Origin of the sequence: Arthrobacter sp. ZGTC131, assembly GCF_002929275.1 — a bacterium.
Classification (GTDB): domain Bacteria; phylum Actinomycetota; class Actinomycetes; order Actinomycetales; family Micrococcaceae; genus Arthrobacter.
In genome coordinates, this window is the sequence record NZ_PJIK01000018.1 from 1 (window position 1) to 23,938 (window position 23,938).

Consider the following 23,938-nt stretch of genomic DNA (forward strand, 5'->3'; position numbering starts at 1 on the left):
AAATTCAACCAATTCATATAAAATAAACCGGTATCAACAAACTTGGCACACTATTGAGTTCTCAAACAACAGACACACCCGGCACCACCACAACCACACGGTCAAGGATCGCTCCGGAGCAACTTTTCAAACTTACCCGCCTGCTTCCTCCGTGTCAAATCGGCATCTGCGGCTTGTCGATGCTGTGGGCATCCTAGCTGCTGAACCGACCAACTCCGGGGAGCGGCGCGGAAATAAACTCTACCACTACTTTGCGCTGGGGCCAACCCGGCTCAGGGAGGGGCCAAAAAGGCCCGGAATCACGGGGATTCCGGGCCTTCTCGTCACATGTCAGCGGGGTCCGCCGGCGACATCCGCCAACCTCTGCGAACGTACCGCCGCGCGTCGCCGAAACCTGCGCGGCGCCAAAGCAGTTGCGCCTAGACCAGCGGTCCGCCTGGCAGTGCCGCGCCAGCCTCGGCGGCGGAGCCGCTTGCACCTGCTGCAAGACCAGCGGGCTTGAAGTAGGCAACCCCGAGTGGCGGCAGCGTGACTGTCAGGGTTGCCGGCTGACCGTCTATGCCCTCGTCCTCCGCAACCATGGGCCCGCCGTTGAGAACACCCGATCCACCATATTCGGCTGCATCCGTGTTGAGCACTTCCGTCCAGGCACCGGTCGACGGCACTCCCAGGGCGTATGCCTTATGCGGCCCGCCAGAGAAGTTGACCGCGCAGACCAACGGGTTTCCCTCGGTGTCCCAGCGGACGAACGTCAGGACGTTGCGGTCCGCGTCCGCTCCGTTGATCCACTGGAATCCGCCGGGCTCGTTGTCCCGCGAGTACAGCGCGGGAGTGGACTTGTACAGTTCGTTCAGGTCCTTGGTCAGCAGCTGAAGGCCCCGGTGCGCCGGGATGTCGGCCAGCCACCAGTCGAGTCCGTGCTGTTCGGACCATTCGGCTTCCTGGCCGAATTCGGTGCCCATGAAGATGAGCTGCTTGCCGGGGTGCGCCCACTGGTACCCGAGGAAGGCGCGGAGGTTGGCCAGCTGCTGCCAGCGGTCGCCGGGCATCTTGCGGAGCATGGACCCCTTGCCGTGGACCACCTCATCGTGGCTGATGGGCAGGAGGAAGTTCTCGGTGAAGGCATAGACCATCGAGAACGTGACCGTGCCGTGGTGCCATTTCCGGTTGACCGGATCCTCAGAGGAGTACTTGAGCGAATCGTGCATCCAGCCCATGTTCCACTTGAGTCCGAAGCCGAGGCCCCCGTGGCTGGTGGGTGCCGTGACGCCGGGGAATGCAGTGGACTCCTCCGCGATCATGACCGCTCCCGGATGGGTCTTGTACACCGTGGCGTTGGTTTCCTGAAGGAAGGAAATGGCCTCAAGGTTTTCCCGGCCGCCGAACCGGTTCGGCTGCCACTGGCCGTCTTCGCGGGAGTAGTCCAGGTACAGCATGGACGCAACGGCATCCACGCGCAGGCCGTCGATGTGGAACTCGTCCAGCCAGTAGAGCGCGTTGGCAACCAGGAAGTTGCGGACCTCGGTGCGCCCGAAGTCGAAGATCAGGGTGCCCCAGTCCGGGTGCTCCCCGAGGTTCGGGTCGGCATGCTCGTACAGCGGCTGCCCGTCGAACTGGGCAAGGGCCCAGCTGTCCTTCGGGAAGTGCGCCGGCACCCAGTCCAGGAGGACCCCGATGCCGGCCTGGTGGAGGGCATCCACCAGGTAGCGGAACTCGTCAGGGTGTCCGAAGCGGGAAGTCGGAGCGAAGTAGGACGTGACCTGGTAGCCCCAGGAACCGCCGAAGGGGTGCTCGGCCACCGGCATGAATTCCACGTGGCTGAAGCCCAGCCACTTCACGTATTCCACGAGCTCTTTGGCCAGCTCCCGGTAGCTCAGGCCCAGCCGCCAGGATCCGAGGTGCACCTCGTAGACGCTCATGGGCGAGTTGTGGGGATCGCGCTCGGCTCGGGCCTTCATCCAGTCCTCGTCCTCGAACCGGTAGTGTGACTCCACCACCCTGGAGGCGGTCAGCGGCGGCACTTCCGTACCGAAGGCCAGGGGGTCGGCCTTCTCCACCCAGTAGCCGCCCTTGGTCTTGATCTCAAATTTGTAGCACGCCCCTGCTAAAACACCGGGGATGAACAGTTCCCAAACACCGGAGGATCCGAGGGAACGCAGTGAATTTTCCCGGCCGTCCCACGCGTTGAAGTCGCCCTTGACCCGCACGGCTTCGGCGTTGGGAGCCCACACGGCGAACGACACGCCGTCAACGTCGCCCAGGGAGGACTTGTAGTGCTGCACATGCGCGCCCAGCACCGTCCAGAGCGTCTCGTGGCGGCCCTCCCCGATCAGGTGCAGATCGACTTCGCCAACCGTAGGGAGGTAGCGGTACGGATCGTCAAGGGTCACCGGCTCCGCACCCTCGTACGTCACCTCAAGGCGGTAGTCCGGCACGTGGCCAGCCTGCAGGGGCTCGACGACGGCAACCCACACGCCGTCGGCCTCGTGGGTCATGGGCAAGGAGCCCCCGGCTGTCACCACGTTAACGGCTTCGGCCAGGTGCTTTACGGTGCGGATGGTTACGTGGCCGTAGTCATCGAGGTGGGCGCCAAGCACCGAGTGCGGCGCGTGGTGCTCGCCGGCCGCCACCTGCGAGAGGGTGTGCGCGTCCACGTGTAGCGGCGCGTGGTGGCTGTCGGTATGTGCAGAGCCTGTCATCTTTTTACCTTCCGCTGCGGCTCCGGCCGGTTCGCCGGGGCCTTTACTGCTGAGGAGCCGTCTGGACGCATTGACCGGTATGGCCAGCCAGTCGGGCCTGTTGCGCAATTCATAAACGACTTCGTACAACGCCTTGTCCAGCCACAATGCCACAAAGAGCGGCGACCTCCGGTCGATCGTGCCGGGCGTGACTTCGGAATATCCCGACAGGAAGGCCTCGGCACAGTCGTCGACCCAGGAGTCGGGCACACGGGCATCGGTTCGCTCACGCTCCGCGGCACCCGCGGCGTAGTCAAAGGAGCGCAGCATGCCCACAACGTCCCGCAGCGGCACATCGGGAAAGTTGCGTTCCGAGATGGGCCGCAGGGGCTCGCCCTCGAAGTCGAGGATGGCCCACCGGTCCTGTACGCCTCCGCTGCCCGGAACCTGAAGTATCTGGCCCAGATGAAGGTCGCCGTGGATGCGCTGCAGCGCACCGGCCGGGACTCCCTCGAGGTGGCTGAGCAGGCTTTCCAGCTCTTCTTCGTGAGGCCCGACGGCGGCACGGGCCTCCGTCCACGCCTGGCGGACGCGCTGGGCTACTCCGGGCGCGATGACACCGCCCGGGACGGCTTCGGCGGAAATGCCGAGCGTTTCCGCGAGCCTGCGGTGGACCATGGCTGTTGCGTGCCCCAGGGCATGCGCCTCTGCGGTGAAGTCAACTCCCCCGGCGGCGGCATCGACGGCGAGCCGCCAGGCATCGCGTCCGCCGGCCAGGAACTCGTGGGCGACCGCCAGTTCACCCTGGGCGCGGCCGGCCGGGGCATCCCATCCGCCGGTGACCCAGCCCAACGTGGCCGGCACCTCGGTAGTGCGGGCGGCAGACAGGGCGGCCCCGACTTCCACTTCAGGATTGCGTCCGGCGGAAAGCACCCGGAAGAACTTCACAATTACCGCGGAGACGCCGTCGTCCACTATCACCGAACTGTTGGACTGTTCACCGGAGAGGACCTTGACCGTCCCGGAGGCACGCGGCAGGGGCTGGCCGGCACCCGACAGATGCCCGCGGGCCAAGCCGGCGGAAGCCTCCCCCTCCGTGCGCATAAGTTCCAGCCATTCCGCAATGAACACACGGTCATGGACGGCATCGTAAATCCAGCGGTGGCCCAATTCGGCGTCGTCACTTTCGCCGATCAGCGCGCTCTCGGCGCCGGTCAGCGGTTCGCTCCGGTAGCTCAGCGGCACCTGCACCACGTCGGTGCGGCGACCGCCGTCGGCCGTTTCGGAAACCACAGCGGCGAGGAACACCTCGAGGCCCACCTTGCCAGAGGCGTCGTTGAGGATGAGTCCGCCCACCGGAGCCAGCGAAAATTCGGCAGATTTCACCGGGAACCAGCGCTGGCGGGGCAGCCAATTGCGGAGCAGTGCTTCGAGCGTGGGTGTCAGAGTGGATTGGCTCATGTCAGCCCTCAATGGACAGGATCGGCATCGCTTGAGTGAACGGGGACGCCGGGTTGGACGCCGCCGCGCGGACACGCAGCCAGAAGAAATCGTGGCTGCCCAGGGTCAGTGTCAGGTTCCCGTCCTCACCGATGCCCGGAAACGGCTGCCCGCCAAAGACGTCCCGGAGTCCGCGGCCAGCAAACTGCGGGACCCTTAGCGTTGTAGCCACCGGATGCTGCGAGAGGTTGAAGGCGCACAGGATGGACTCCGGCGGTTCACCTGCCGCGTTGCCCTCCGGCAATTCGCGCAGGTAGGCCAGGACGACGTCGTGGTCGGCTTCAACGTGCTTGAACCCGCCGAGCCCGAACGCGGCGTGGTTGCGCCGGACGCTCAGGATCTGCCGGGTCCAGCGCAGCAGGGACCCTGAGTGCGCCGCCTCAGCCTCCACGTTCGCCATGGCGTAGTTGTAGACCAGCGACTGGATCACCGGCAGGTACAGCTTGCCGGGGTCGGCGTTGGAGAATCCCGCGTTGCGGTCCGGGTTCCACTGCATGGGCGTGCGGACGGCGTCGCGGTCTTCGAGCCAGATGTTGTCGCCCATGCCGATTTCGTCCCCGTAGTACAGGAAGGGACTGCCCGGCAGGGACAGCAGCATGGCGTTGATGAGCTCAATCTCCGCCCTGGAATTATCCAGCAGCGGCGCCAGTCTGCGCCTGATGCCGATGTTGGCCCGCATGCGGGGGTCCGGGGCGTACCAGCCGAGCATGGCCGCGCGTTCATCCGCGGTGACCATTTCCAGCGTCAGTTCGTCGTGGTTCCGGAGGAACGTTCCCCATTGGGCGCCGTCCGGGATCTCCGGCGTGTCGTGCATGGTCTCGATGATCGGGGCTGCCTTCTGATCACGCAGCGCGTAGTACAGCCGCGGCATGATGGGAAAGTGGAACGCCATATGGCATTCGGGCTCTTCCTCGGTGCCGAAGTATTCCACCACCTCGTTGGGCGGCTGGTTGGCCTCAGCGATGATCACCCTGCCCGGGTAGCTGTCGTCCACCATTTTCCGCAGCTTGCGCAGGAAGTCATGGGTGGCGGGCAGGTTTTCGCAGTTCGTGCCCTCTTCCTCGAACAGGTACGGGATGGCGTCGGCCCGGAAGCCGTCGATCCCCTGGTCCAGCCAGAACCGGACGACGTCGAACAGTGCGTCTATGACCTTCGGGTTCTCGAAATTCAGGTCCGGCTGGTGGCTGAAGAAACGGTGCCAGAAGAACTGGCGCCGGATGGGGTCGAAGGTCCAGTTGGACTCCTCCGTGTCCACGAAGATGATGCGGGCGTCCTGGTACTTCTCATCAGTGTCGCTCCACACGTAGAAGTCACCGAACGGCCCGTCCGGATCCTTCCGGGATTCCTGGAACCACGGGTGCTGGTCGGAGGTGTGGTTCAGCGGCAGGTCAATGATGACCCGGACTCCGCGGGCATGCGCCTCGGCCACCAGCCGCTTGAAATCACTGATGGTGCCGAACTCGTCCAGTACGGAGTTGTAATCCGAAATGTCATAGCCGCCGTCCCGCAGCGGTGACTGGAAGAACGGCGGAAGCCAGAGGCAGTCCACCCCCAGCCACTGCAGGTAATCGAGTTTCTCGATGAGGCCATGGAAGTCGCCTGAGCCATCGCCGTTGGCGTCCGCAAAACCCCGGACAAGCACTTCATAGAACACCGCCTTCCTGTACCACAGGGGATCGTGCTGCAATCCTGGCGCGTTGAGCTCGAACGAGCTCTTCGGTGTGAAGTGATGAGCCGGGTTCTGCGGGCTGAAACTCACTTGTGGCTACCTCCGGATGTTCAGAATGTGCGCGGGTTCAACATGGGCATCGAGTCTTACATAGTTGTACTCGCCCCATTCCCACGACTCGCCCGAGATCAGGTCATCGACACGGAAGCCGCCGTTCGCGGTGAGGTCATCGGGGTCGAGATGCAGAGCGGCGAGATCAAGGGAAATCGTGCTTTCCCGCGTGCTGTGCGGGTCCACATTGACCACCACGATGATGGTGTCCTTGGTGCCGTCCGGAAGGGTCTTGTGCTTGGAATACACGATCGTCGCGTCGTCGGTGCTGTGGTGCAGCGTCAGGTTCTGCAGGTCGCCCAGCGCCGGGTGTGCCTTCCGGATTTCGTTGAGCCGGGTCAGGTACGGCGCGAGGGTCCGGCCGGACGCGTTGGCCGCATCCCAGTCGCGGGCCTTGTACTCGAACTTCTCGTTGTCGATGTACTCTTCCGCCCCTGGCCTGGCCACGTGCTCGTACAGCTCGTAGCCGGCGTATACGCCCCACAGGGGGCTGGCGGTGGCGGCGAGTGCGGCCCGGATCTTGAACGCGGCGGGCCCTCCGTACTGCAGGTACTCGGTAAGGATGTCCGGCGTGTTGACGAAGAAGTTCGGCCGGAAGTAAGCCGGCGACACGTGGCTGACCTCCTGGAAGTACGCCTCGAGTTCCTTCTTGGTATTGCGCCAGGTGAAGTACGTGTAGGACTGCTGGAAGCCTGCCCTGCCCAGCGCATGCATCATGGCGGGCCGGGTGAAGGCCTCAGCGAGGAACACGACTTCCGGGTTCTTCTTGTTGACCTTCCCGATGAGCCATTCCCAGAACCACACAGGCTTGGTGTGCGGATTGTCCACCCGGAAGATCTTCACGCCGTGGCTGACCCAGAGCTCGACAATGCGCAGGATTTCCTTGGACAGGCCCTCGGGATCGTTGTCGAAGTTGAGGGGGTAGATGTCCTGGTACTTCTTCGGCGGGTTTTCCGCGTAGGCGATGCTGCCGTCCACCCGCGTGGTGAACCACTCCGGATTCGTCTGCACCCAGGGGTGGTCCGGCGCCGCCTGCAGCGCAAGGTCGAGTGCCACCTCCAGGCCGAGTTCGTGGGCCCGTGCCACAAAGGCGTCGAAGTCCTCAAAGGTTCCGAGGTCCGGGTGGATGGCGTCGTGGCCGCCTTCCTTCGAGCCGATGGCCCAGGGTGAACCAGGATCGTGCGGACCGGCGATCAGGGTGTTGTTCGGACCCTTGCGGTGCTGCACGCCGATCGGGTGGATGGGCGGCATGTAGATGACGTCGAACCCCATGCCGGCGACGGCGTCCAGCCTCTTGGCCGCAGTCCGGAAGTTGCCGGACGTCCATTCACCCGTCGAATGGTCCCGGACGGCGCCTTCCGAACGGGGAAAGAATTCATACCAGGCAGCGCGGCCGGCGAGGTCCCGCTCGACCAGCAGCGGAAAGGCTTCGGAGACGGTGACCAGCTCGCGGATCGGCTCGCGGCCAACAACGGCGGCCACGTCCTCGCCGAAGCCCGCCGCCAGCCGCTCCTCGGCAGACAGCGACGTGTCGGACAGCACCGAGGCCGCGGTCCGGAGGGTTCGCCTGTCGTCGGCGTCCCGCGAAGGATCCTCGGCAGCCTGGGACAGCAACGCGGTCCCCTCGTCGAGCATGAGCTCGACATCGATGCCCGCCTCGACCTTGACCTCGGCGTTGTGGTGCCAGGTGCCGTAGCGGTCGTGCCAGGCTTCGATGACAAACGACCAGTTGCCGGTTGAGGCCGGCGTCAGGATGCCTTCCCAGAGGTCCGTGCCCTTGCCCCGGTCCCCGGGCGGCGGCTGCAGGCGCACCCGCTGGTGCTCCTCGCCCTTCGGGTCCAGGAGGACCGCGCTCACGCCAAGCTGGTCATGGCCTTCGCGGAAGGACCGGGCGCTGACCACGATTCCCTCGCCGGGGAGGGCCTTCGCCGGGAACTTCCCCCCTTCGACAACAGGCTGAACGTCCGTGATCGGGAAACGGCCGAACCGGAGGCCGTCCGTAATCGAGCTCTTCGGCGTTTGCTTTGCTGGGGCACTGGTTCGCGTGTGTGTCGTCACAGGCTCGACGTTAGCGAGAAACGGGGCGAATTGCTAAGTCTGCGATCTATATTGTGAACTGATTCGTCATTTACCGGAAAGTAATCCAAAGCGGTTCCTGCCGTTCATCTTGTCGGTTAGTGTGGCGCAGGTGAAGGCAATCCGCAGATTTACCGTCCGTACCGTTCTTCCCGAACCGATTCGGCCGCTTGCCCGCTTGGCCACAAACCTTCGCTGGTCCTGGCACCGGCCGACGCGCGAACTCTTCCAGGCACTCAACCCCAAAGTGTGGGCTGAAAGCGGCAGCGACCCGGTGAGTTTCCTGGGACTTGTGGGCCGCGAGGAGATGCACCGGCTGGCCACTGACCAGGATGTGGTGGCACGGGTGCAGGCGGCGGCGGATGACCTCGACCGGTACCTTCAAGAGCCCCGCTGGTACCAGAGCCTGGGTCAGGACGCCCCTGCGTCCATTGCCTACTTCTCCCCCGAATTCGGCATCACTGAAGTTTTGCCCCAGTACTCGGGCGGCCTCGGCATCCTCGCCGGCGACCACCTGAAGGCCGCTTCGGATCTGGGTGTTCCCCTCATCGGCGTGGGCCTCCTTTACCAGGCCGGCTACTTCAAACAATCCCTGTCCCGCGACGCCTGGCAGCAGGAGACCTATCCGGTAATTGACCCGGACGGCCTGCCGCTGACGCTGCTGCGCGAGCCTTCCGCGGACGGCAACGGCAAGCCCATCCAGATTGCGCTGCCGCTGCCCAGCGGGCGGCGCCTTTTTGCCCACATCTGGCGTGCCGACGTCGGGCGTGTCCCCCTCCTGCTGCTCGACTCCAACGTCCCGGGCAATGACGACGCCGCCCGCGGCATCACCGACCGCCTCTACGGCGGAGGTGGCGACCACCGGCTGCAGCAGGAGCTCCTGCTGGGCATGGGCGGCGTGAAGGCGCTGCGTGTCTACCAGAGGCTTACAGGCACCACGGCGCCGGAGGTGTTCCACACCAATGAAGGCCACGCCGGGTTCCTGGGCATCGAGCGAATCCAGGAGCTGATGGCCGGGGAGCAGGCCCTCACCTTCGACGAGGCCCTCGCCGCCGGACGCGCGTCCACCGTGTTCACCACCCACACGCCCGTTCCGGCCGGCATCGACCGCTTCGAAACAGCGCAGATACAGCATTTCTTCGAAGCCGGCCTTGCACCGGATGTTCCCCTCTCGCGCATCCTGGACCTCGGCCGGGAAGACTTCGCCGACGGAAACCCCTTCCTGTTCAACATGGCCGTCATGGGCCTCCGGCTTGCACAGCGCGCCAACGGCGTGGCCAAGCTCCACGGTGAGGTCTCACGGGGCATGTTCTCTGCGCTCTGGCCGGGATTCGACCACTCCGAGGTGCCCATCACCTCCGTGACCAACGGCGTGCACGTCCCCACCTGGGTGGATGCCCGGATTTCAAATCTCGCCCGGAAGCGCTTCGGCCCGGAGGCGGAAGTCAACGGCCGCTGGGACCTCGCCTACAACGTCAGCGATGCCGACGTCTGGGCGCTGCGCCGCGAGCTGCGCGTCTCCCTCGTCGAAGACGTCCGGCGCAGGCTGCGTGCCGCCTGGAAGAAGCGCGGCGCTGCGGACGCCGAGCTGGGCTGGACCGGCTCGGTGCTGGACCCGGACGTCCTCACCATCGGGTTCGCCAGGCGTGTGCCCACCTACAAGCGGCTGACGCTGATGCTGCGCGAGCCCGAACGGCTGAAGGCCCTCCTGCTGCACAAGGAGCACCCCATCCAGCTGGTCATTGCAGGAAAGTCGCACCCGGCGGACGACGCCGGGAAGAAGATGATCCAGGATCTGGTCCGCTTTACCGATGATCCCGCAGTCCGCCACCGCATCGTGTTCCTGCCGAACTACGACATCGCCATGGCCAGGACGCTGTTCCCGGGCTGCGACGTCTGGCTGAACAATCCGCTGCGTCCGCTGGAAGCCTGCGGCACGTCCGGAATGAAAGCGGCCATCAACGGCTCGCTCAACCTGTCGGTACTCGACGGCTGGTGGGACGAGATGTACGACGGCGAGAACGGCTGGGCGATTCCGACCGCCAATAACGGCGCTTCCGCCGAGGAACGTGACGACATCGAGGCAGCTGCGTTGTATGAGCTGCTCGAGACGCAGGTGGCGCCGCGCTTCTACGGCAACACCGTCTCCGAATCGGCCGGCGCCGCGGGTCCGTCAGACTCCGGCCAGGAGAAGATTCCCACGCACTGGGTGTCCATGATCAAGCACACCCTGGCCCACCTGGGTCCGGCCGTCTCGGCCGAACGGATGCTGCAGGACTACGTCAATATCCTGTACACGCCCGCCGCGATCTCGGGACGGCACGCGGTGGCCGATTCCTTCGCCCAGGCCAAGAAGCTCGCAGCCTGGGTCTCAAAGGTCCGCGCGGCCTGGCCACAACTCCACGTGGAGCATGTGGACTCCATGGGCGTGTCCGAGGAACCGCAGATCGGTGACACGCTGGAGGTCAACGCCTACGTGGGGCTGCACAACCTGTCGCCGAGCGACGTGTCCGTGGAGGTTGCTTACGGCCAGGCGGAGGAAAACGACGAACTCGCCAACGTGACCTTCGTGGAACTGGAACCCAAGGATGAACTCGGCAGCGGCCGCTACCTCTTCACCGGGTCCATCGTGATCGACCGTTCCGGATCCTTCGGGTACACCGTCCGCCTCCTGCCCAAGCACGAAGCCCTGGCCTCCAAGGCCGAACTGGGGCTGATCGTCAACGCCTAGTCTGCAAGGGTTGCGCGGCAGACTTTGTCACCATCTAGAGGAACACGGCGATGACTGACAGGTCCTTGTTGGCGTAGCTTTCGGCGTCCTGGAGGATCTCGCAGATGATGCCGAAGGACCGGTCGCTGCGGAAGGCGGCGGGCACCTGCCAGATGAGGGTCAGGGGCTCCTGGCCGTCGTCGGAGATGGCGTCCGCGAAGTCGTGCAGCGAGTCGTTGAGGGCGTCAAGGTTCACGCCGAAGTGTTCCGGAAAGTCCAGTGCCTCGCCGAAGGTCGCCAGCACGGCCTTCTTCGAATCCGCGGCCGGAATCACCAGGGTGCGGCGGCCGGCGTCGGCAACCTGATCGCGCAACTCGTCAACGGTCCAGGTGTCGGCGGAGTAGATCTTCATGGGTGCTATTTGCCTTCTGCTATGAATTTGAACGACTCGTAGTGGTCCGGAGTGTAGTACTTCTCGCCGTCCTTGCCTGCCACTATTCTGCGGGCGCCCCGGTCCGACTCGCCGGGCGTGGGGACCGTGTACTCCTTGTAGTACCCGCCCGATTTGCGCGGCAGGAGGCGTTCAAAATTGCCGAACGTCACGCCGTCGCGGTTGTACGGGAAGGGGCCGCCCTGCCGGATCAAGGCGAGGGTGCGGCGCCCTTCGGCCGGCAGCTGGGATTCCCGGATGACTGCCAGCCCGGAGGGGTTGGCAACGGACGTCGCGCTGCCGGACGCTCCTGGCGCCTGTGGGCGCGCCGGTGACGACGCTCCTTGCGACGCCGTGGCCGCGGGAGGCTGCACCGTGGGTGGTGATGCCACGACGCTGCACGCCACGAGGGCCGCCAAGGCGAGCCCGATCAGCAGCGTCCCAACGGCCAGCAGCCTGCTCTTGCTGTTGCGGTACACCGTGGCCTAGGTGCGGTAGATGCTGATGGTATTCGCCGGCACGCTGTCCCGCTCGCCGGAGGAGACGAGGCTGCCCTGCCGGCGGTCGTGGAGCTCGGACGTAGTGAGGCGCAGTTCGAAGACCCGCTTGCCGGTGCCGTCATCGTTGGTCACCTGCGGAAGGGTGACGTTGGAATCCTCGCGGCCGCCGTTCACCACAATGAGTCCAGCCACCTGGCCGTCGTCGGAACCCAGCAGCAGCTGCACCACCCGGTGTCGGGGATCGTTCCACCGTTCCATGGACATGGGCTGGCCGTCCTCGTCATACCAGTACAGGTAGGACTGTGCGTCCCGGACGGGGTAATCGTGGGGCTGGCCGGCCAGGAATTCCTTCCGGAGGCGGATCACGCGCTTGGTGCTGCGCAGCATGGCGTGCGACTCCGGCGTGCTGGTCCAGTCGAGCCAGGCGATGGGGTTGTCCTGGCAGTAGGCGTTGTTGTTGCCCTGCTGGGTGCGGCCAAGCTCATCGCCGGCCGTGATCATCGGAACCCCGAGGGAGATCATGAGCGACGCCATCAGGTTGCGCCGGGTCTGGGCGCGCGCGGCGACGATGGCTTCGTCCTCGGTACGCCCTTCAAAACCGTGGTTGTAGCTGCGGTTGTCGCCGTGGCCGTCCCGGTTCTGCTCGCCGTTGGCCTCATTATGCTTGCGGTCGTAGGACACCAGATCGGTCATGGTGAAACCGTCGTGGGCGGTAATGAAGTTCAGCGACGCGAGCCGTGAACGGCCTGACGGCTCGAAGAGGCTGGCCGAGCCGGACATGGCGTCTGCCAGCCTGGCCACCGATCCGCCTTGGCCGCCGGCATCGATCGCCGCACGGTCCGCAAGCCAGAAAGAGCGCAGGGCGTCGCGGTAGTGGTCGTTCCAGTCCACCCAGCCGCCCGGGAAGCGGCCGGTCTGCCACCCGCCGTAGCCAACGTCCCAGGGCTCGGCGATCAGCTTGACCCGGGACAGCACCGGGTCCGCCGCGACGGCCACAAGGAACGGATGGTTCGGGTCGAACTCGTTGGCGGCGTTCCGGCACAGCGTGACGGCGAGATCGAAGCGGAAGCCGTCGACGTGGAATTCGTCCACCCAGTACCGGAGCGAATCCAGCACCAGCTGGACCACTCGGGGCTCGCCGAAGTTCAGCGTGTTCCCGCAGCCTGTGGTGTCGATGTATCTGCCGTGGCCGTCCGTCCGGTAATACTTCTGCTCGCCCAAGCCGCGGAAGCTGAAGGTGTGGCCGTCGGGCCCGCCTTCGGCGGTGTGGTTGTAGACAACGTCCAGGATGACTTCGATGCCCGCCGCGTGGAGCAGCTTGACCATGCCCTTGAACTCGTCCTGAACGGCCTGGGGGCCGGAGTCCTGCGCCGACTGAGTGGCGTAAGCGGGGTGCGGAACGAAGAATGCCGCCGTGTTGTAACCCCAGTAGTTGGTCAGGCCGAGGTTCTGAAGGTGCGGCTCGTCGAGGTGGAAATGCACCGGCAGCAGCTGCACGGCCGTGATACCGAGGCCGGTCAGGTGCTCAATCATGGCCGGATGGGCCATGCCGGCGTAGGTTCCGCGCAGCGCCTCCGGGATATCCGGGTGCAGCTTGCTCTGACCCCGGACGTGGGCCTCGTAGATGATGGTGTTGCGCCACGGCGTGTGCGGGCGGTCGTCGCCGCCGCCCCAGTCGAAGTCGCTGGACATCCTGACGCTCGTCAGGAAACCGTTGCGCTGGTCCACGGCGCGGCCGTAGGGGTCGAGCAGCAGCGGCTGCCCGTCGTCGTCTTCGTCAAAGTTCACGGTGGGCACCGAGACCGGCAGGACCTGGCCGTCCGTGGCGGCGCGGAAGCCGTACCGCGAGCCGACCGGAATTCCCTCAACAATGCCGTGATGGACGCCATTCGTCACGTTCGGCAGCGGCTGGATCCGCCAGCTGCCGCCCGGGGCCTGGTACGCGACTTCCAGTGTGAGAACGCTGGGAGCGTAGACCGCCACGTTGGCGCGCCCGTGGTTCGAACCGTTCTCGGCAGGCCTGGAGCGCGGAGAACTGACGCCGAGGGGGAAGGCCTGGGAGGCGTCCACGGTCGAGGCTGTGTCTAAGAGGGGCATTACCATCGGTTAAAGCTTAGCTGGCACAAACAAATAGCTGATCTATTCCGGGATGTTACACGCGGCGGGGCGGAGTCCGAGCGGCGGCATACTGGTAGTACGCACCGATATGGAGGTACCCGTGAGGGTTGCACTTGCCCAGATCATCACCGGCCGGGACCTGGCCGCCAACCTCGTGTTGGTCGAGGAGTTTGCCCGCCGCGCCAAGGAAGGCGGCGCCGAGCTGGTCGTGTTCCCTGAGGCCACGATGCGCGCCTTCGGGAATTCACTCATCGACATCGCCGAGCCGCTGGACGGCCCGTGGGCCAACAGGGTCCGCGCCATTTCCGCTGAGCTGGGGATGGTGATCGTCGTCGGCATGTTCACGCCCGGAGCATCAGCCTCCGGAGGGCAGGCGAAAGTCCGGAACACCCTGCTGGTCACCGGTCCCGGCGTGGAAGCCAGCTACGACAAGGTTCACCTTTTTGATGCCTTCGGCTTCCTGGAGTCGGACACCGTGGATGCCGGAACGGGCCCGGTAACGTTCGACGCCGGCGGCCTCACCTTCGGTTTGGCCACCTGTTACGACGTTCGTTTCCCGGCCCTTTTCACGGCCAACGCCGGCCGCGGTGCCGTTGCGAACATCGTCTGCGCCTCCTGGGGTTCGGGGCCGGGCAAGGTGGAGCAGTGGCAACTTCTGGCCCGGGCCCGTGCCGTGGACACCACTACCTACGTCCTTGCGTGCGGCCAAGGCGATCCCGCAACGCAAGGTGTCGAACAGCGCGGCGCGGCGCCCACCGGAGTGGGGCACACCGCCGTCGTATCGCCTTTCGGCGAAGTCTTGGAAGAGCTCGACGGCGCCCCCGGCCTGCTGTTCGCCGACCTGGATCCCGCCGTGGTCAAGGAAGCCCAAACCAAGCTCCCCGTCCTGGCCAACCGCCGAGAGTTCTGAGCCTGGCCTCCGCACTTTCGCTGACAGGTGCCGCGGACAACGACGCCTTGCCGTCGCTTAGACACCTCCCGTCGCCGTCTCGGCCGCGGCCGGCCTTCTGCGGCTATGGTCGGCGATGCGCTCCTTAGCAAGCCATCGCCGCCCGCTGGTTTTCGGAGGCATTCACCTACAGTTTCGCTCACCATTAACAGGAAATGCTCCCGCACAGTTATGCAGGAGCGTTTCCCGTTTCCCCGCAGGAACTGCGAGAGAGTTCCCAGTTTTTGAGCGAAACGTGACAGAGCGTTGGCGTCCTGTTCTGAAGGCGTCTCAACAGGCCCGACGACGGAAAGTGGCCTTGACCGCTAGCCGTAGCGGCCGTTTTGCTAAGGAGCGCATCGCCGACCAAAGCTGCATAAGGCCGCCCGCGGCCGCATGAAGCGTCGGGAGGTGTCTAAGCGACGGCAAAGCGGCCGCTGCGGCGGACCCTTGGGAGGACCCGACGGGGCAAAGCGGCCGCTGCGGCGAACGCCGCCGCAGGAAACTACTTAACGGCGCGCTGGCGGGATACTTCGTAGAGGGAGATGCCGACGGCCATGGAGGCGTTGAGCGATTCCATGGCGGAGTCGATCGGGATGGAGACGATCTGGTCGCAGTTCTCGCGGACGAGGCGGCTGAGGCCCTTGCCCTCGGAGCCCACCACGATGCAGACAGGTTCGGTGGCCAAGGTGAGGTCCGGCAGCGAAACGTCGCCGTCGCCGTCGAGCCCCAGGACGAAGATGCCCATGCTCTTGAACTGCTTCAGGGCATTGTTCAGGTTGGACGCGCGGGCCACGGGCACGCGGACGGCAGCGCCGGCGCTGGTCTTCCACGCGGAGGCCGTGACGCCGACGGAACGGCGTTCCGGGACGATCACGCCGTGGCCGCTGAAGGCCGAGACGGAGCGGATGATGGCGCCGAGGTTGCGGGGGTCCGTGATGCCGTCGAGGGCAACGAAGATGGGCGCGTTTGAGACGTGCCCCTTCTTCCACCGGTCGACGGTCTGCTCGGCGAGGTCGTAGGCGTCCTGGTATTCGTACGGCGGGATCTGCAGCACGAGGCCCTGGTGCACGGCGTCGTCGGTCATCCGGTCAAGTTCCGGCTTGCCGGTTTCCAGCAGCGGGATGCCGCGTTCGGCGGCAAGCTTGAGCGATTCCTTGACGCGGTCGTCCATCTCGATGCGGATCGCCACGTGCAGTGCCTTCGCGGGGATGCCGGCGCGGAGCGCCTCGACGACGGAGTTGCGGCCCGTCACCACTTCCTCGGTGGCGCGGCCCTTGGGGCCGGACCGTGCGCCGGCGCTGCGGCCGCCGCCGGCGCGCTTGGCCTCGGAGCGCTCCGAGAGCTGCTTGTTCTTGTACGCCTTGTGATACGGGCGATCTTCGGCCTTGGGGGTAGGCCCCTTGCCTTCGAGTGCCTTGCGGCCGTGGCCACCGGTTCCGGTGGTGGGGCCCTTCTTGAGCTTGCGGATTGCGCCCGGGCGACCGTTGTTGGCCATGAGTTCCACCCTTGGTTGTATTGAGTAAGTCTGACCTCCAGTCTACTGACTCAAGTTAAATCGTTGACCGGGGCGGGTCGCTGCCGAAGGAATCAGCCGCGCTGAAGGCTCCAGGTGGCGCCGTCCGCGCTGTCTTCAACCACGACGCCGGCGGCCGACAGGGTGTCCCGAATGGCGTCCGATGCAGCCCAGTCCTTCCGGGCGCGGGCATCGGCGCGGGCCGCGAGCTGGGCCTCCACCAGTGTCCCGAGGGCCGCGGTGGCCTGATTGTCGACGGCGGGCTGCGCGGCGTCGCTGATGCCCAGGACGCGAAGCATGTCAGTCACGCTGGTGAGCGCCTGCCGTGCTGCCGCGAAGTCACCGGCGGTGAGTGCTGTATTCCCTGCGCGGACGGTGTCGTGCAGGACTCCGAGGGCCTGCGGCACGTTGAGGTCGTCGTCCATGGCGGCGACGAAGGCGTCCGGCACCGTGCTGTGGCTGCCGAACAGCAGGGAGCCGTCCGCGGACAGCGCACGGACCGCCCGTGCGATGAAACCGTCGATGCGTTCGACGGCGGCGGCTGCTTCCTGTAGGGACGTTGGCTGGTAGTCCAGCACCGAGCGGTACTGCGCCTGGCCGAGGTAGTAGCGGACCACGCGGGGCGGGGCGAGTTCCAGCATTTCCGCCGGGCTGACGGTGTTGCCCACGGACTTGGACATTTTTTCGCCCTGGTAAGTGACCATGCCGTTGTGCATCCAGAAGTTGGCGAATGCGTGGCCGGCAGCCTGCGACTGGGCCATCTCGTTCTCGTGGTGCGGGAAGCGCAGATCCAGGCCGCCGCCGTGGATGTCGAATTCCGTGCCGAGGTACTTGGTGACCATCGCCGAGCATTCGAGATGCCAGCCCGGACGGCCGGCGCCCCACGGCGAAACCCAGCTTGCCGTCGTCGGCTCGCCTTCCTTGTGGCCCTTCCACAGCGCGAAGTCGCGCGAATCCTTCTTGCCGCGGGGGTCGGCGTCAGTCGCCCCCTGCATGTCGTCAAGCTTCTGCCGCGTCAGCGAGCCGTACTTGTTCCAGGAGCGCACGTCGAAGTAGACGTCGCCCGAGCCGTCGAGGGCCGGGTACGCGTGGCCCCGGTCGATCAGCTGCTGGATGAGGGCATGCATCTCCGGGATGTGGCCGGTGGCCCGTGGCTCGTAGGTGGGCCGGGATACACCGAGCGTGTCGTAGGCCTTGAGGAATTCCTGTTCGTACCGGTAGGCCAGCGCCCACCATTCCTCTTCCGGGACCGCTCCGGGTTCCTGCTCGAAATCCGGGTGGAAGGACGCCTCGGACTTGGCAAGGATCTTGTCGTCTATGTCGGTCACGTTGCGGACAACAGTGACCCGGAACCCGCGGTACTCGAGCCAGCGAGTGAGCTGGTCGAACGCGATGGCGGAGCGGATGTGCCCCACGTGCGGCATCCCCTGCACCGTCGCCCCGCAGTAGTACAGGCTTACCTTGCCGGGTACCAGGGGAACGAAGTCGCGGACTTCGGCGGATGCGGTGTCGTAAAAACGGAGGGTCACCGCTCCAGATTAGCCGATGGCATTGTCCGGCTACTTACAGACATCGCCGATCCGGTTGTTCTGTTCCTTAAGCTCGGCGAGCTGCTCCGCGCTCTTGTCCCCGAGCGAGGTGCCGGCCACCTTTTTCATGACGTCAGCCATCTTCTGGATCGGGTCAGCAAGCTCCGGGGCAACCTTGTCGGCAACTTCCTGGTAATGCTTGGCGATCTGGTCAGCCTGCTGCACCTGGCTGCCGGTCGGCTTGAAGGTATCCCCCTTGAGGAACGTGCAGCTCTCCTCCACGCTCATCTTGGGGCTTCCGGCGCAGCCTGCGAGGAGCAGCCCTGCGATGACGACGGCGGGAAGCAGCTTTTTCACGGCGGGTCTCCTGGTATTGCGGTACTGGTGCTGCTTCCAGCCTAGGTGATTCCGCTAAGGGGCGGGGTACACCAGGGCGGTCGCGACGGCTGAAATGCCTTCGCCCCGGCCGGTGAATCCGAGCCCGTCGCCGGTGGTGGCGGTGACACTCACAGGGGCGCCGGCGGCGTCACTGAGGACCCGCTGCGACTCTTCGCGCCGCGGACCGAACTTTGGCCGGTTGGCTACGAACTGCACCGCGATGTTGCCGATCTCGAACCCGGCGGCACGGACGATCCGGGCGGCTTCGGCCAGCAGAGTGACACCCGAGGCGCCGGCCAGTTCCGGGCGGTCGGTGCCGAAGTGGGTGCCGAGGTCACCGATGCCGCAAGCGGAGAATAATGCGTCGGCGGCAGCGTGGGCCACGGGGTCCCCGTCGGAGTGGCCTGCCAGCCCCCGCTCGCCTTCCCAGAACAGACCGCCCAGCCAGAGCGGCTGCGGTGCGTTTTCAGGAGCGAAGGCGTGGACGTCAATGCCGATTCCGGTGCGGGGCAGGATCATTTTCATGTTGGTCTGATTCACTGCTTCAGCTGGGTTATTTGCGCCCACAGCCTTCAGCCCTCGACCCAGCGGACGCCCAAGGGACCCTCGAGAAGACCTTCGGCAATGATCAGGTCCAGCGGGGTGGTGATTTTCAGGGACTGGCTGGCGCCGCGGACGGCATGCACCGGCACGCCCAGGAGTTCAACCAGCATGGCGTCGTCGGTCACGGCGGCTGCCTGGCGTTCGTCGAACCCGAGCGCTGCCTGGTGCGCCTGCCTGAGCGTCTCACAGTTGAAGCCCTGCGGAGTCTGGACTGCCCGCAGCTCCTCCCGGGGTGCCGTTCCGGTGACGACCTCAGGGGCGATGTCCGCGTCGCGGCCGTCGGTGGCGGCGACCGTCTTGACCGTGTCCACGACGGGAATGACCGGGATGACGGCCGATGCCCCGGCGGCCAGGGCCTGGGCCACGCGGTGGAAGACTGACTCGGGCGTCAGGGCGCGGGCCGCATCGTGCACGAGCACCGCCTCGGTGCCGTCCTCGAGGGCAGCCAGCGCGGACCGGACGGAATCCGATCTGGTGGCTCCGCCGTCGACCGTCGTCAGGAGCGGGCCGCCGTCAACGAGCTCCACCCGGAAGTCCTCGCACAACTGCCGGAGGCCGTCGTCGCCGGCCGGCAGCGCGATGCACACCTGGCTCGCGACCCCGGAGGCCACAATGCCGCGGAGCGCGTGCAGGAGGATGGGCTCGCCGCCGAGCGGAACAGCGGCCTTGGGCATGCCGTAGCCGAGCCGCTGCCCGGATCCTGCCGCCACCAGGATCACGGCGGTGACGGGGCGCGTAGGTGCATTGTTCATGCGGTCTAGCCTACGTCGCGGCCACCCGGCCCGGCATAACCCGGCACGGCATAACCGGCCACCGCATTACCTGGCGTTGGGATTTGGGCAAAAAGAAACCCCGGTGGCACCATGCCACCGGGGTTCAATTCTTAGGAAGCCAAGACCTCGTCGAGAACGCTTGCTGCCTTCTCTTCGTCGGTCTTTTCAGCCAAAGCCAATTCTGAGATCAGAATCTGCCGGGCCTTGGCCAGCATTCGCTTCTCGCCTGCGGAAAGGCCCCGGTCGTGATCCCGGCGCCACAGGTCGCGGACGACCTCTGCAACCTTGATGACGTCACCGGAAGCAAGCTTCTCCAGATTTGCCTTGTAACGACGTGACCAGTTGGTGGGCTCCTCAGTGAACTCGGCACGAAGCACGTCAAAAACGTGCTCCAAGCCTTCCTTGCCCACTACGTCGCGTACCCCAACGAGGTCAACGTTCTCTGCTGGAACTTCAATGGTCAGATCACCCTGAGCCACCTTGAGCTTGAGATACATCTTCTCTTCGCCCTTGACAGTGCGCATCTTGATTTCTTCAATTTTTGCTGCACCGTGGTGAGGGTAAACTACTGTCTCGCCGACCTCAAAAACCATGTGGACTTTCCCCTTTCCCGCAGACCAGTTTATCACGATTAAGGCATATGACTGGCACGGATACGGGTCAGGAACCGCGCAAATCCGCGGAAAATGGGCCGAATCAACCGTCCAAACCCCTTGACGAACGCGGATAATAGTGTATCCGCGACGTGCCGACAAGCGTTACGCGCGGGTAGTCGGAGCCTCCCGGCGCGGCCCTACCAGGCGCCGAAGCGGGCACGTATGTGTCCCGGCCGAATCCGTATTTGGGTCCTTTTGCCGATAGGCTATGCCTGAAAACTGTTTCAAGACTTTTCAAGGAGTGCGTGACGTGCGTTTCACTGCGATGAACCGGGGCCAGCGGGGCAAGTTGGCAATGGCGGCTGCCGCCCTGAGCGTCGGCCTGCTGGCCCTGACAGGCTGCGGCTACGTCAACGCCCAGCAGACCTCTCAGCAGTACGCGGCCTCCGACGGCACCCGCGCCGACGTCGGGCCGGTGCAGCTGCGCAACATGCTCATCGTCTCCACGGGCGAAAACGAGCCCGGCCGGCTGATCGGCGCTGTTTACAACTCGTCCTCCAAGGACGTCAAGGTCACGCTCAAGGGTGCGGAGGGTTCCCAGACCGAGGTCTCGGTGAAGCAGAACTCCTACACGCTGCTGAACGACTCCACGGATGCGGCCACCCTGAGCACCACCGGCGGCAAGCCCGGATCCCTCGTGGACGTCCAAGTCACTGAAGACGGAACGAACGTCAGCAAGAGCTTCAAGGTGCCTGTGGTCGACGGCACCCTGAAGGAATACGAATCGTACCTTCCGGCCGGCAGCACGCCCACCGGAACTCCGACGCCGAGCGAGACCGCAACCACCGCGGCTCCCAGCGAAGGCCACTGACGCCAACTGGCGGACCGCGGCATAGCTGAATACGAAAGAAGGAGGGGCTCCCGGCCGGGAGCCCCTCCTTCTTTGGATTTCTGCGGCTACGGCTCGAATTTGTAGCCCAGTCCGCGGACAGTGACCAGGAAGCGCGGCAGGGACGGATCGGGCTCAATCTTGCTGCGGAGCCGCTTGACGTGCACGTCCAGGGTCTTGGTGTCGCCCACGTAGTCGGAACCCCATACGCGGTCTATCAGCTGGCCCCGGGTCAGCACCCTGCCCGAATTCCGCAGGAGCATCTCCAGCAGTTCAAATTCCTTGAGCGGCAGGGACACCTGCTCGCCGTCGACGCTCACCACATGGCGTTCGATGTCCATCCGCACCGGCCCGGCATGGACGGTGGAGGACACCAGTTCCTCCGGTTCGCCCTGGCGCCGGAGCACCGCCCGGACCCGCGCCACGAGCTCCCGTGAGGAGTAGGGCTTGGTGACGTAGTCGTCGGCGCCCAGTTCGAGGCCCACTACCTTGTCGATTTCTGAGTCTTTGGCCGTCAGCATGATCACCGGGACGGTGGAACGCTGCCGAAGCTGCCTGCAGACCTCCGTACCGGACAGTCCCGGCAGCTGCAGGTCCAAGAGCACGAGGTCGGCCCCGTTGCGGTCGAATTCTGTGATGGCGTCCAGGCCGTTGTCCACAACCTCGACCTCGAACCCCTCCTTGCCCAGCAGATAGGACAGCGGATCGCTGAACGATTCCTCATCCTCAACTATAAGAATCCTGCTCAAGCGTTAGCTCCTCGTTCGTGGACGCCTGCGGCGTCGCGTGGTTCCTTGACGTTGTGCGGCTGGCTGCCGTCCGGCACCTTGGCGCGACCGGCCGCCTTGGCGTCGCGCGCCTCCCCCGCGGCGGTGCGCGTCCGGGGCGGACGGGCCTCGGAGTCGGTGTCCTGCCCCTCGAGCTCCGGCAGGCGGAGCGTGAATGTGGAGCCCTGGCCGGGCTGTGACCACAGGGTGACTTCGCCACCGTGGTTGGAAATGACGTGCTTGACGATGCTCAGTCCCAGCCCGGTTCCTCCGGTGTGCCGTGAGCGCGCCGCATCCACGCGGTAGAAGCGTTCGAACACCCGTTCCTGGTCTTCGGGCGACATGCCCTCGCCCTGATCGGTGACCGAGACGGAGATCAGGCCCTCCTTGGAGCGCACGCCGATCCCCACCCGGGTGTTCTCCGGGGAATAGCGGATGGCGTTGTCGATCAGGTTGCGCAGGGCCGTGACAAGAAGGTCCTGGTCGCCGTAGACCCTGGCCTCTACGCGGCCGCCGATGACGATCTGGATGTTCTTGCTCTCGGCCGGGAGCTGTGAACGGTCCACGGCTTCCGAGATGACGTCGTTGATGTCCACGGCATGGCCCCGCTGTGCAACATTTGCGCCCTGGAGCCGGGAAAGTTCAATGATGTCCTGCACGAGTGCCGCCAACCGGGCGGATTCCTTGTGCATGCGCTTGGCGAACCTGCGGACGGCTTCTTCGTCGTCCGCCGAGGATTCGAGTGCCTCGGCCAGGAGCGAAATGGCCCCCACCGGAGTCTTCAGCTCGTGCGAGACGTTGGCCACGAAGTCATTGCGGATCTCTTCGGTCCGCGTGATCTCGGTCCGGTCATCGGCCAGCAGCAGGATATATTCTTCGCCCAGCATGGCTGCCCGCACCTGCACGATAATGGTCCCCTGGCCGAGCGGTCCCCTCGGGAGCTCGAGCTGCTTCTCCAGGATGACGCCGTCGCGGCGAACGTTGGCCGTCATGTCCAGAAGTTCACTGTGCACAACCGTATGGCCGCGCACCAGGCCGTAGGCATAGGCGGCAGGGCTGGCGCGGACGACGCCGTCGACCGCATCCACCACAACAAAAGCCTGCCCGACGACGGCGAGCACCTCAGCGGATCCCTGCGGCAGGGCTGGCTCGTCATATTCGACGTCCACTAGTTTCCGCTGCTGTTCGCTGACGCGGAACGCGAGCACGCCAAAGACGCCGAACGACAGGCCGAGCAGGCCGGCGATGACACCTATAAGCATTGGATCCACGGCTCCAGCTTATGCTTCCGTGACGCCCGAATAGCCGATCTGCAGCCAAGACGGTGCGGATTCAGCTAACGTTCATCTAGAGGTGCGTAACAGTTCACCGGTCACTGGAATAGTGGCCAGTTGGACTGCCGGAACGGTGAAACGAAATTCTGACCGCCGCGGCGGGGCGGAGTTTCCAAGGAAAGGACGCCTACGTGCGTAAGGTTTTTCAGGAGGAGCTCGCCCAGGTAGGCGAAGAGCTCATCGAAATTTCAAAGCTTGTCAGCGAAGCGATCGTGAAAGCAACGAACTCCTTCGAGGTCGCCGACGTCGATCTGGCGCAGGATGTCATCGCGGCCGACGCACGCATCGACTTCCTGCAGAACAGCCTCGACGAGCGCGCCATCGACATCCTTGCGCTGCAGGGCCCGGTGGCCAGCGACCTTCGCATGATCGTTGGATCGCTGCGCATGAGTGCATCGCTTGAGCGCATGGGCGACCTTGCCCGCCACATCGCGCAGCTGGCGCGACTCCGTTTCCCCTCGACCGTCATCCCGGCGTCGCTCACGGAAACGTTCAAGAGTTTCGCGGAGCAGGACATCCTGATTGCCACCAAGCTCACGGAGCTGCTCGAGACCCGCGACCTCGAAGTTGCCCGCGACATCATGAAGGCCAACTCCGTGGTGAACGACCTCCACCTCAGCGTCTTCAAGGCAATTGCCCGCAGCGACTGGCAGGAATCCCCGGCCACCACTGTTGACGTTGCCCTGGCCAGCCGGTACTTCGAGCGCTTTGCGGACCACGGCGTCTCCGTTGCCCAGAAGGTCACGTACCTCGTGACTGGCGCCTGGCACCCGAACAGCATCGAGCACGGCTAAAGGCTCCACGCCTTTAGCGCAGCAAACGACGGCGGTTGG

At 65.2% G+C, this 23,938-nt stretch carries 18 protein-coding genes; 4 read left to right on the forward strand and 14 right to left on the reverse strand.

What is annotated here, in order from left to right; translation table 11 throughout:
• Positions 1-419: 419 nt before the first annotated feature.
• From CXQ90_RS18470 to CXQ90_RS18480, 3 genes are read right to left on the reverse strand one after another with little or no spacing between them, the layout of a single operon-like run.
• Positions 420-4,139: a 1,4-alpha-glucan branching enzyme gene (locus CXQ90_RS18470; protein ID WP_104140818.1), complete on the reverse strand. Its 3,720-nt coding sequence runs from the start codon at positions 4,137-4,139 to the stop codon at positions 420-422.
• A 1-nt stretch (position 4,140) separates the two neighbouring features.
• Entirely contained in the window at positions 4,141-5,937 is a 1,797-nt protein-coding gene (gene treS / locus CXQ90_RS18475) for a maltose alpha-D-glucosyltransferase (RefSeq protein ID WP_104140819.1), read from the reverse strand.
• 6 nt (positions 5,938-5,943) lie between these two features.
• A complete protein-coding gene (locus CXQ90_RS18480) occupies positions 5,944-8,016 on the reverse strand; it encodes an alpha-1,4-glucan--maltose-1-phosphate maltosyltransferase (protein WP_104140820.1) in 2,073 nt (690 codons plus the stop codon).
• A 130-nt stretch (positions 8,017-8,146) separates the two neighbouring features.
• On the opposite strand from CXQ90_RS18480, the gene glgP reads away from it, so the two are divergent.
• The gene (gene glgP / locus CXQ90_RS18485; RefSeq protein ID WP_181038625.1) at positions 8,147-10,765 is read left to right on the forward strand and encodes an alpha-glucan family phosphorylase; all 2,619 of its coding nucleotides are present in this window, start codon (positions 8,147-8,149) and stop codon (positions 10,763-10,765) included.
• Between the two features lie 34 nt (positions 10,766-10,799).
• On the opposite strand, the gene CXQ90_RS18490 is transcribed toward glgP, so the two are convergent.
• The 3 genes from CXQ90_RS18490 to glgX are packed head-to-tail and all read right to left on the reverse strand — an operon-like array spanning position 10,800 to position 13,777.
• Complete coding sequence (locus CXQ90_RS18490; RefSeq protein ID WP_104140821.1) at positions 10,800-11,156, reverse strand: barstar family protein; 357 nt, start codon at positions 11,154-11,156, stop codon at positions 10,800-10,802.
• Between the two features lie 5 nt (positions 11,157-11,161).
• Positions 11,162-11,653, reverse strand: coding sequence for a ribonuclease domain-containing protein (locus CXQ90_RS18495; protein WP_104140822.1), 492 nt, complete (start codon positions 11,651-11,653; stop codon positions 11,162-11,164).
• 6 nt (positions 11,654-11,659) lie between these two features.
• Complete coding sequence (gene glgX, locus CXQ90_RS18500) at positions 11,660-13,777, reverse strand: glycogen debranching protein GlgX (RefSeq protein ID WP_104140823.1); 2,118 nt, start codon at positions 13,775-13,777, stop codon at positions 11,660-11,662.
• A gap of 115 nt (positions 13,778-13,892) precedes the next feature.
• On the opposite strand from glgX, the gene CXQ90_RS18505 reads away from it, so the two are divergent.
• Positions 13,893-14,702: a carbon-nitrogen hydrolase family protein gene (locus CXQ90_RS18505; protein WP_104140824.1), complete on the forward strand. Its 810-nt coding sequence runs from the start codon at positions 13,893-13,895 to the stop codon at positions 14,700-14,702.
• Positions 14,703-15,225: 523 nt separating this feature from the next.
• On the opposite strand, the gene rlmB is transcribed toward CXQ90_RS18505, so the two are convergent.
• The 6 genes from rlmB to CXQ90_RS18535 all read right to left on the reverse strand — a co-directional run bounded on the left by rlmB (position 15,226) and on the right by CXQ90_RS18535 (position 20,112).
• Positions 15,226-16,218, reverse strand: a complete 993-nt coding sequence (rlmB, locus tag CXQ90_RS18510) for a 23S rRNA (guanosine(2251)-2'-O)-methyltransferase RlmB (protein WP_104140890.1) — start codon at positions 16,216-16,218, stop codon at positions 15,226-15,228.
• Positions 16,219-16,310: 92 nt separating this feature from the next.
• Positions 16,311-17,765: a cysteine--tRNA ligase gene (cysS, locus tag CXQ90_RS18515; RefSeq protein WP_104140825.1), complete on the reverse strand. Its 1,455-nt coding sequence runs from the start codon at positions 17,763-17,765 to the stop codon at positions 16,311-16,313.
• A gap of 30 nt (positions 17,766-17,795) precedes the next feature.
• Positions 17,796-18,122 (reverse strand): hypothetical protein, encoded by a 327-nt coding sequence (locus tag CXQ90_RS18520; RefSeq protein ID WP_104140826.1) that lies wholly within the window; start codon positions 18,120-18,122, stop codon positions 17,796-17,798.
• A gap of 54 nt (positions 18,123-18,176) precedes the next feature.
• Positions 18,177-18,662, reverse strand: a complete 486-nt coding sequence (gene ispF, locus CXQ90_RS18525; RefSeq protein ID WP_104140891.1) for a 2-C-methyl-D-erythritol 2,4-cyclodiphosphate synthase — start codon at positions 18,660-18,662, stop codon at positions 18,177-18,179.
• A 53-nt stretch (positions 18,663-18,715) separates the two neighbouring features.
• Entirely contained in the window at positions 18,716-19,498 is a 783-nt protein-coding gene (gene ispD / locus CXQ90_RS18530) for a 2-C-methyl-D-erythritol 4-phosphate cytidylyltransferase (RefSeq protein WP_104140827.1), read from the reverse strand.
• Positions 19,499-19,629: 131 nt separating this feature from the next.
• A complete protein-coding gene (locus CXQ90_RS18535; RefSeq protein WP_026266570.1) occupies positions 19,630-20,112 on the reverse strand; it encodes a CarD family transcriptional regulator in 483 nt (160 codons plus the stop codon).
• Positions 20,113-20,440: 328 nt separating this feature from the next.
• Between CXQ90_RS18535 and CXQ90_RS18540 the strand changes: the two genes are divergently transcribed.
• A complete protein-coding gene (locus tag CXQ90_RS18540; protein WP_104140828.1) occupies positions 20,441-20,986 on the forward strand; it encodes a hypothetical protein in 546 nt (181 codons plus the stop codon).
• An 86-nt stretch (positions 20,987-21,072) separates the two neighbouring features.
• Here the strand turns inward: CXQ90_RS18540 and CXQ90_RS18545 are convergent, their stop codons facing one another.
• Both CXQ90_RS18545 and CXQ90_RS18550 read right to left on the reverse strand, forming a co-directional pair.
• Positions 21,073-21,753 carry a response regulator transcription factor gene (locus tag CXQ90_RS18545; RefSeq protein WP_104140829.1) on the reverse strand — a complete coding sequence of 227 codons (681 nt, stop codon included), beginning with the start codon at positions 21,751-21,753 and terminating at the stop codon, positions 21,073-21,075.
• Positions 21,750-23,033 (reverse strand): cell wall metabolism sensor histidine kinase WalK, encoded by a 1,284-nt coding sequence (locus tag CXQ90_RS18550; RefSeq protein WP_104140830.1) that lies wholly within the window; start codon positions 23,031-23,033, stop codon positions 21,750-21,752. Before CXQ90_RS18550 ends, CXQ90_RS18545 begins: the two co-directional genes overlap by 4 nt.
• 203 nt (positions 23,034-23,236) lie before the next feature.
• Between CXQ90_RS18550 and phoU the strand changes: the two genes are divergently transcribed.
• On the forward strand, positions 23,237-23,899 hold the full coding sequence (gene phoU, locus CXQ90_RS18555) for a phosphate signaling complex protein PhoU (RefSeq protein ID WP_104140831.1): 663 nt from the start codon (positions 23,237-23,239) through the stop codon (positions 23,897-23,899).
• Positions 23,900-23,938 lie beyond the last annotated feature (39 nt).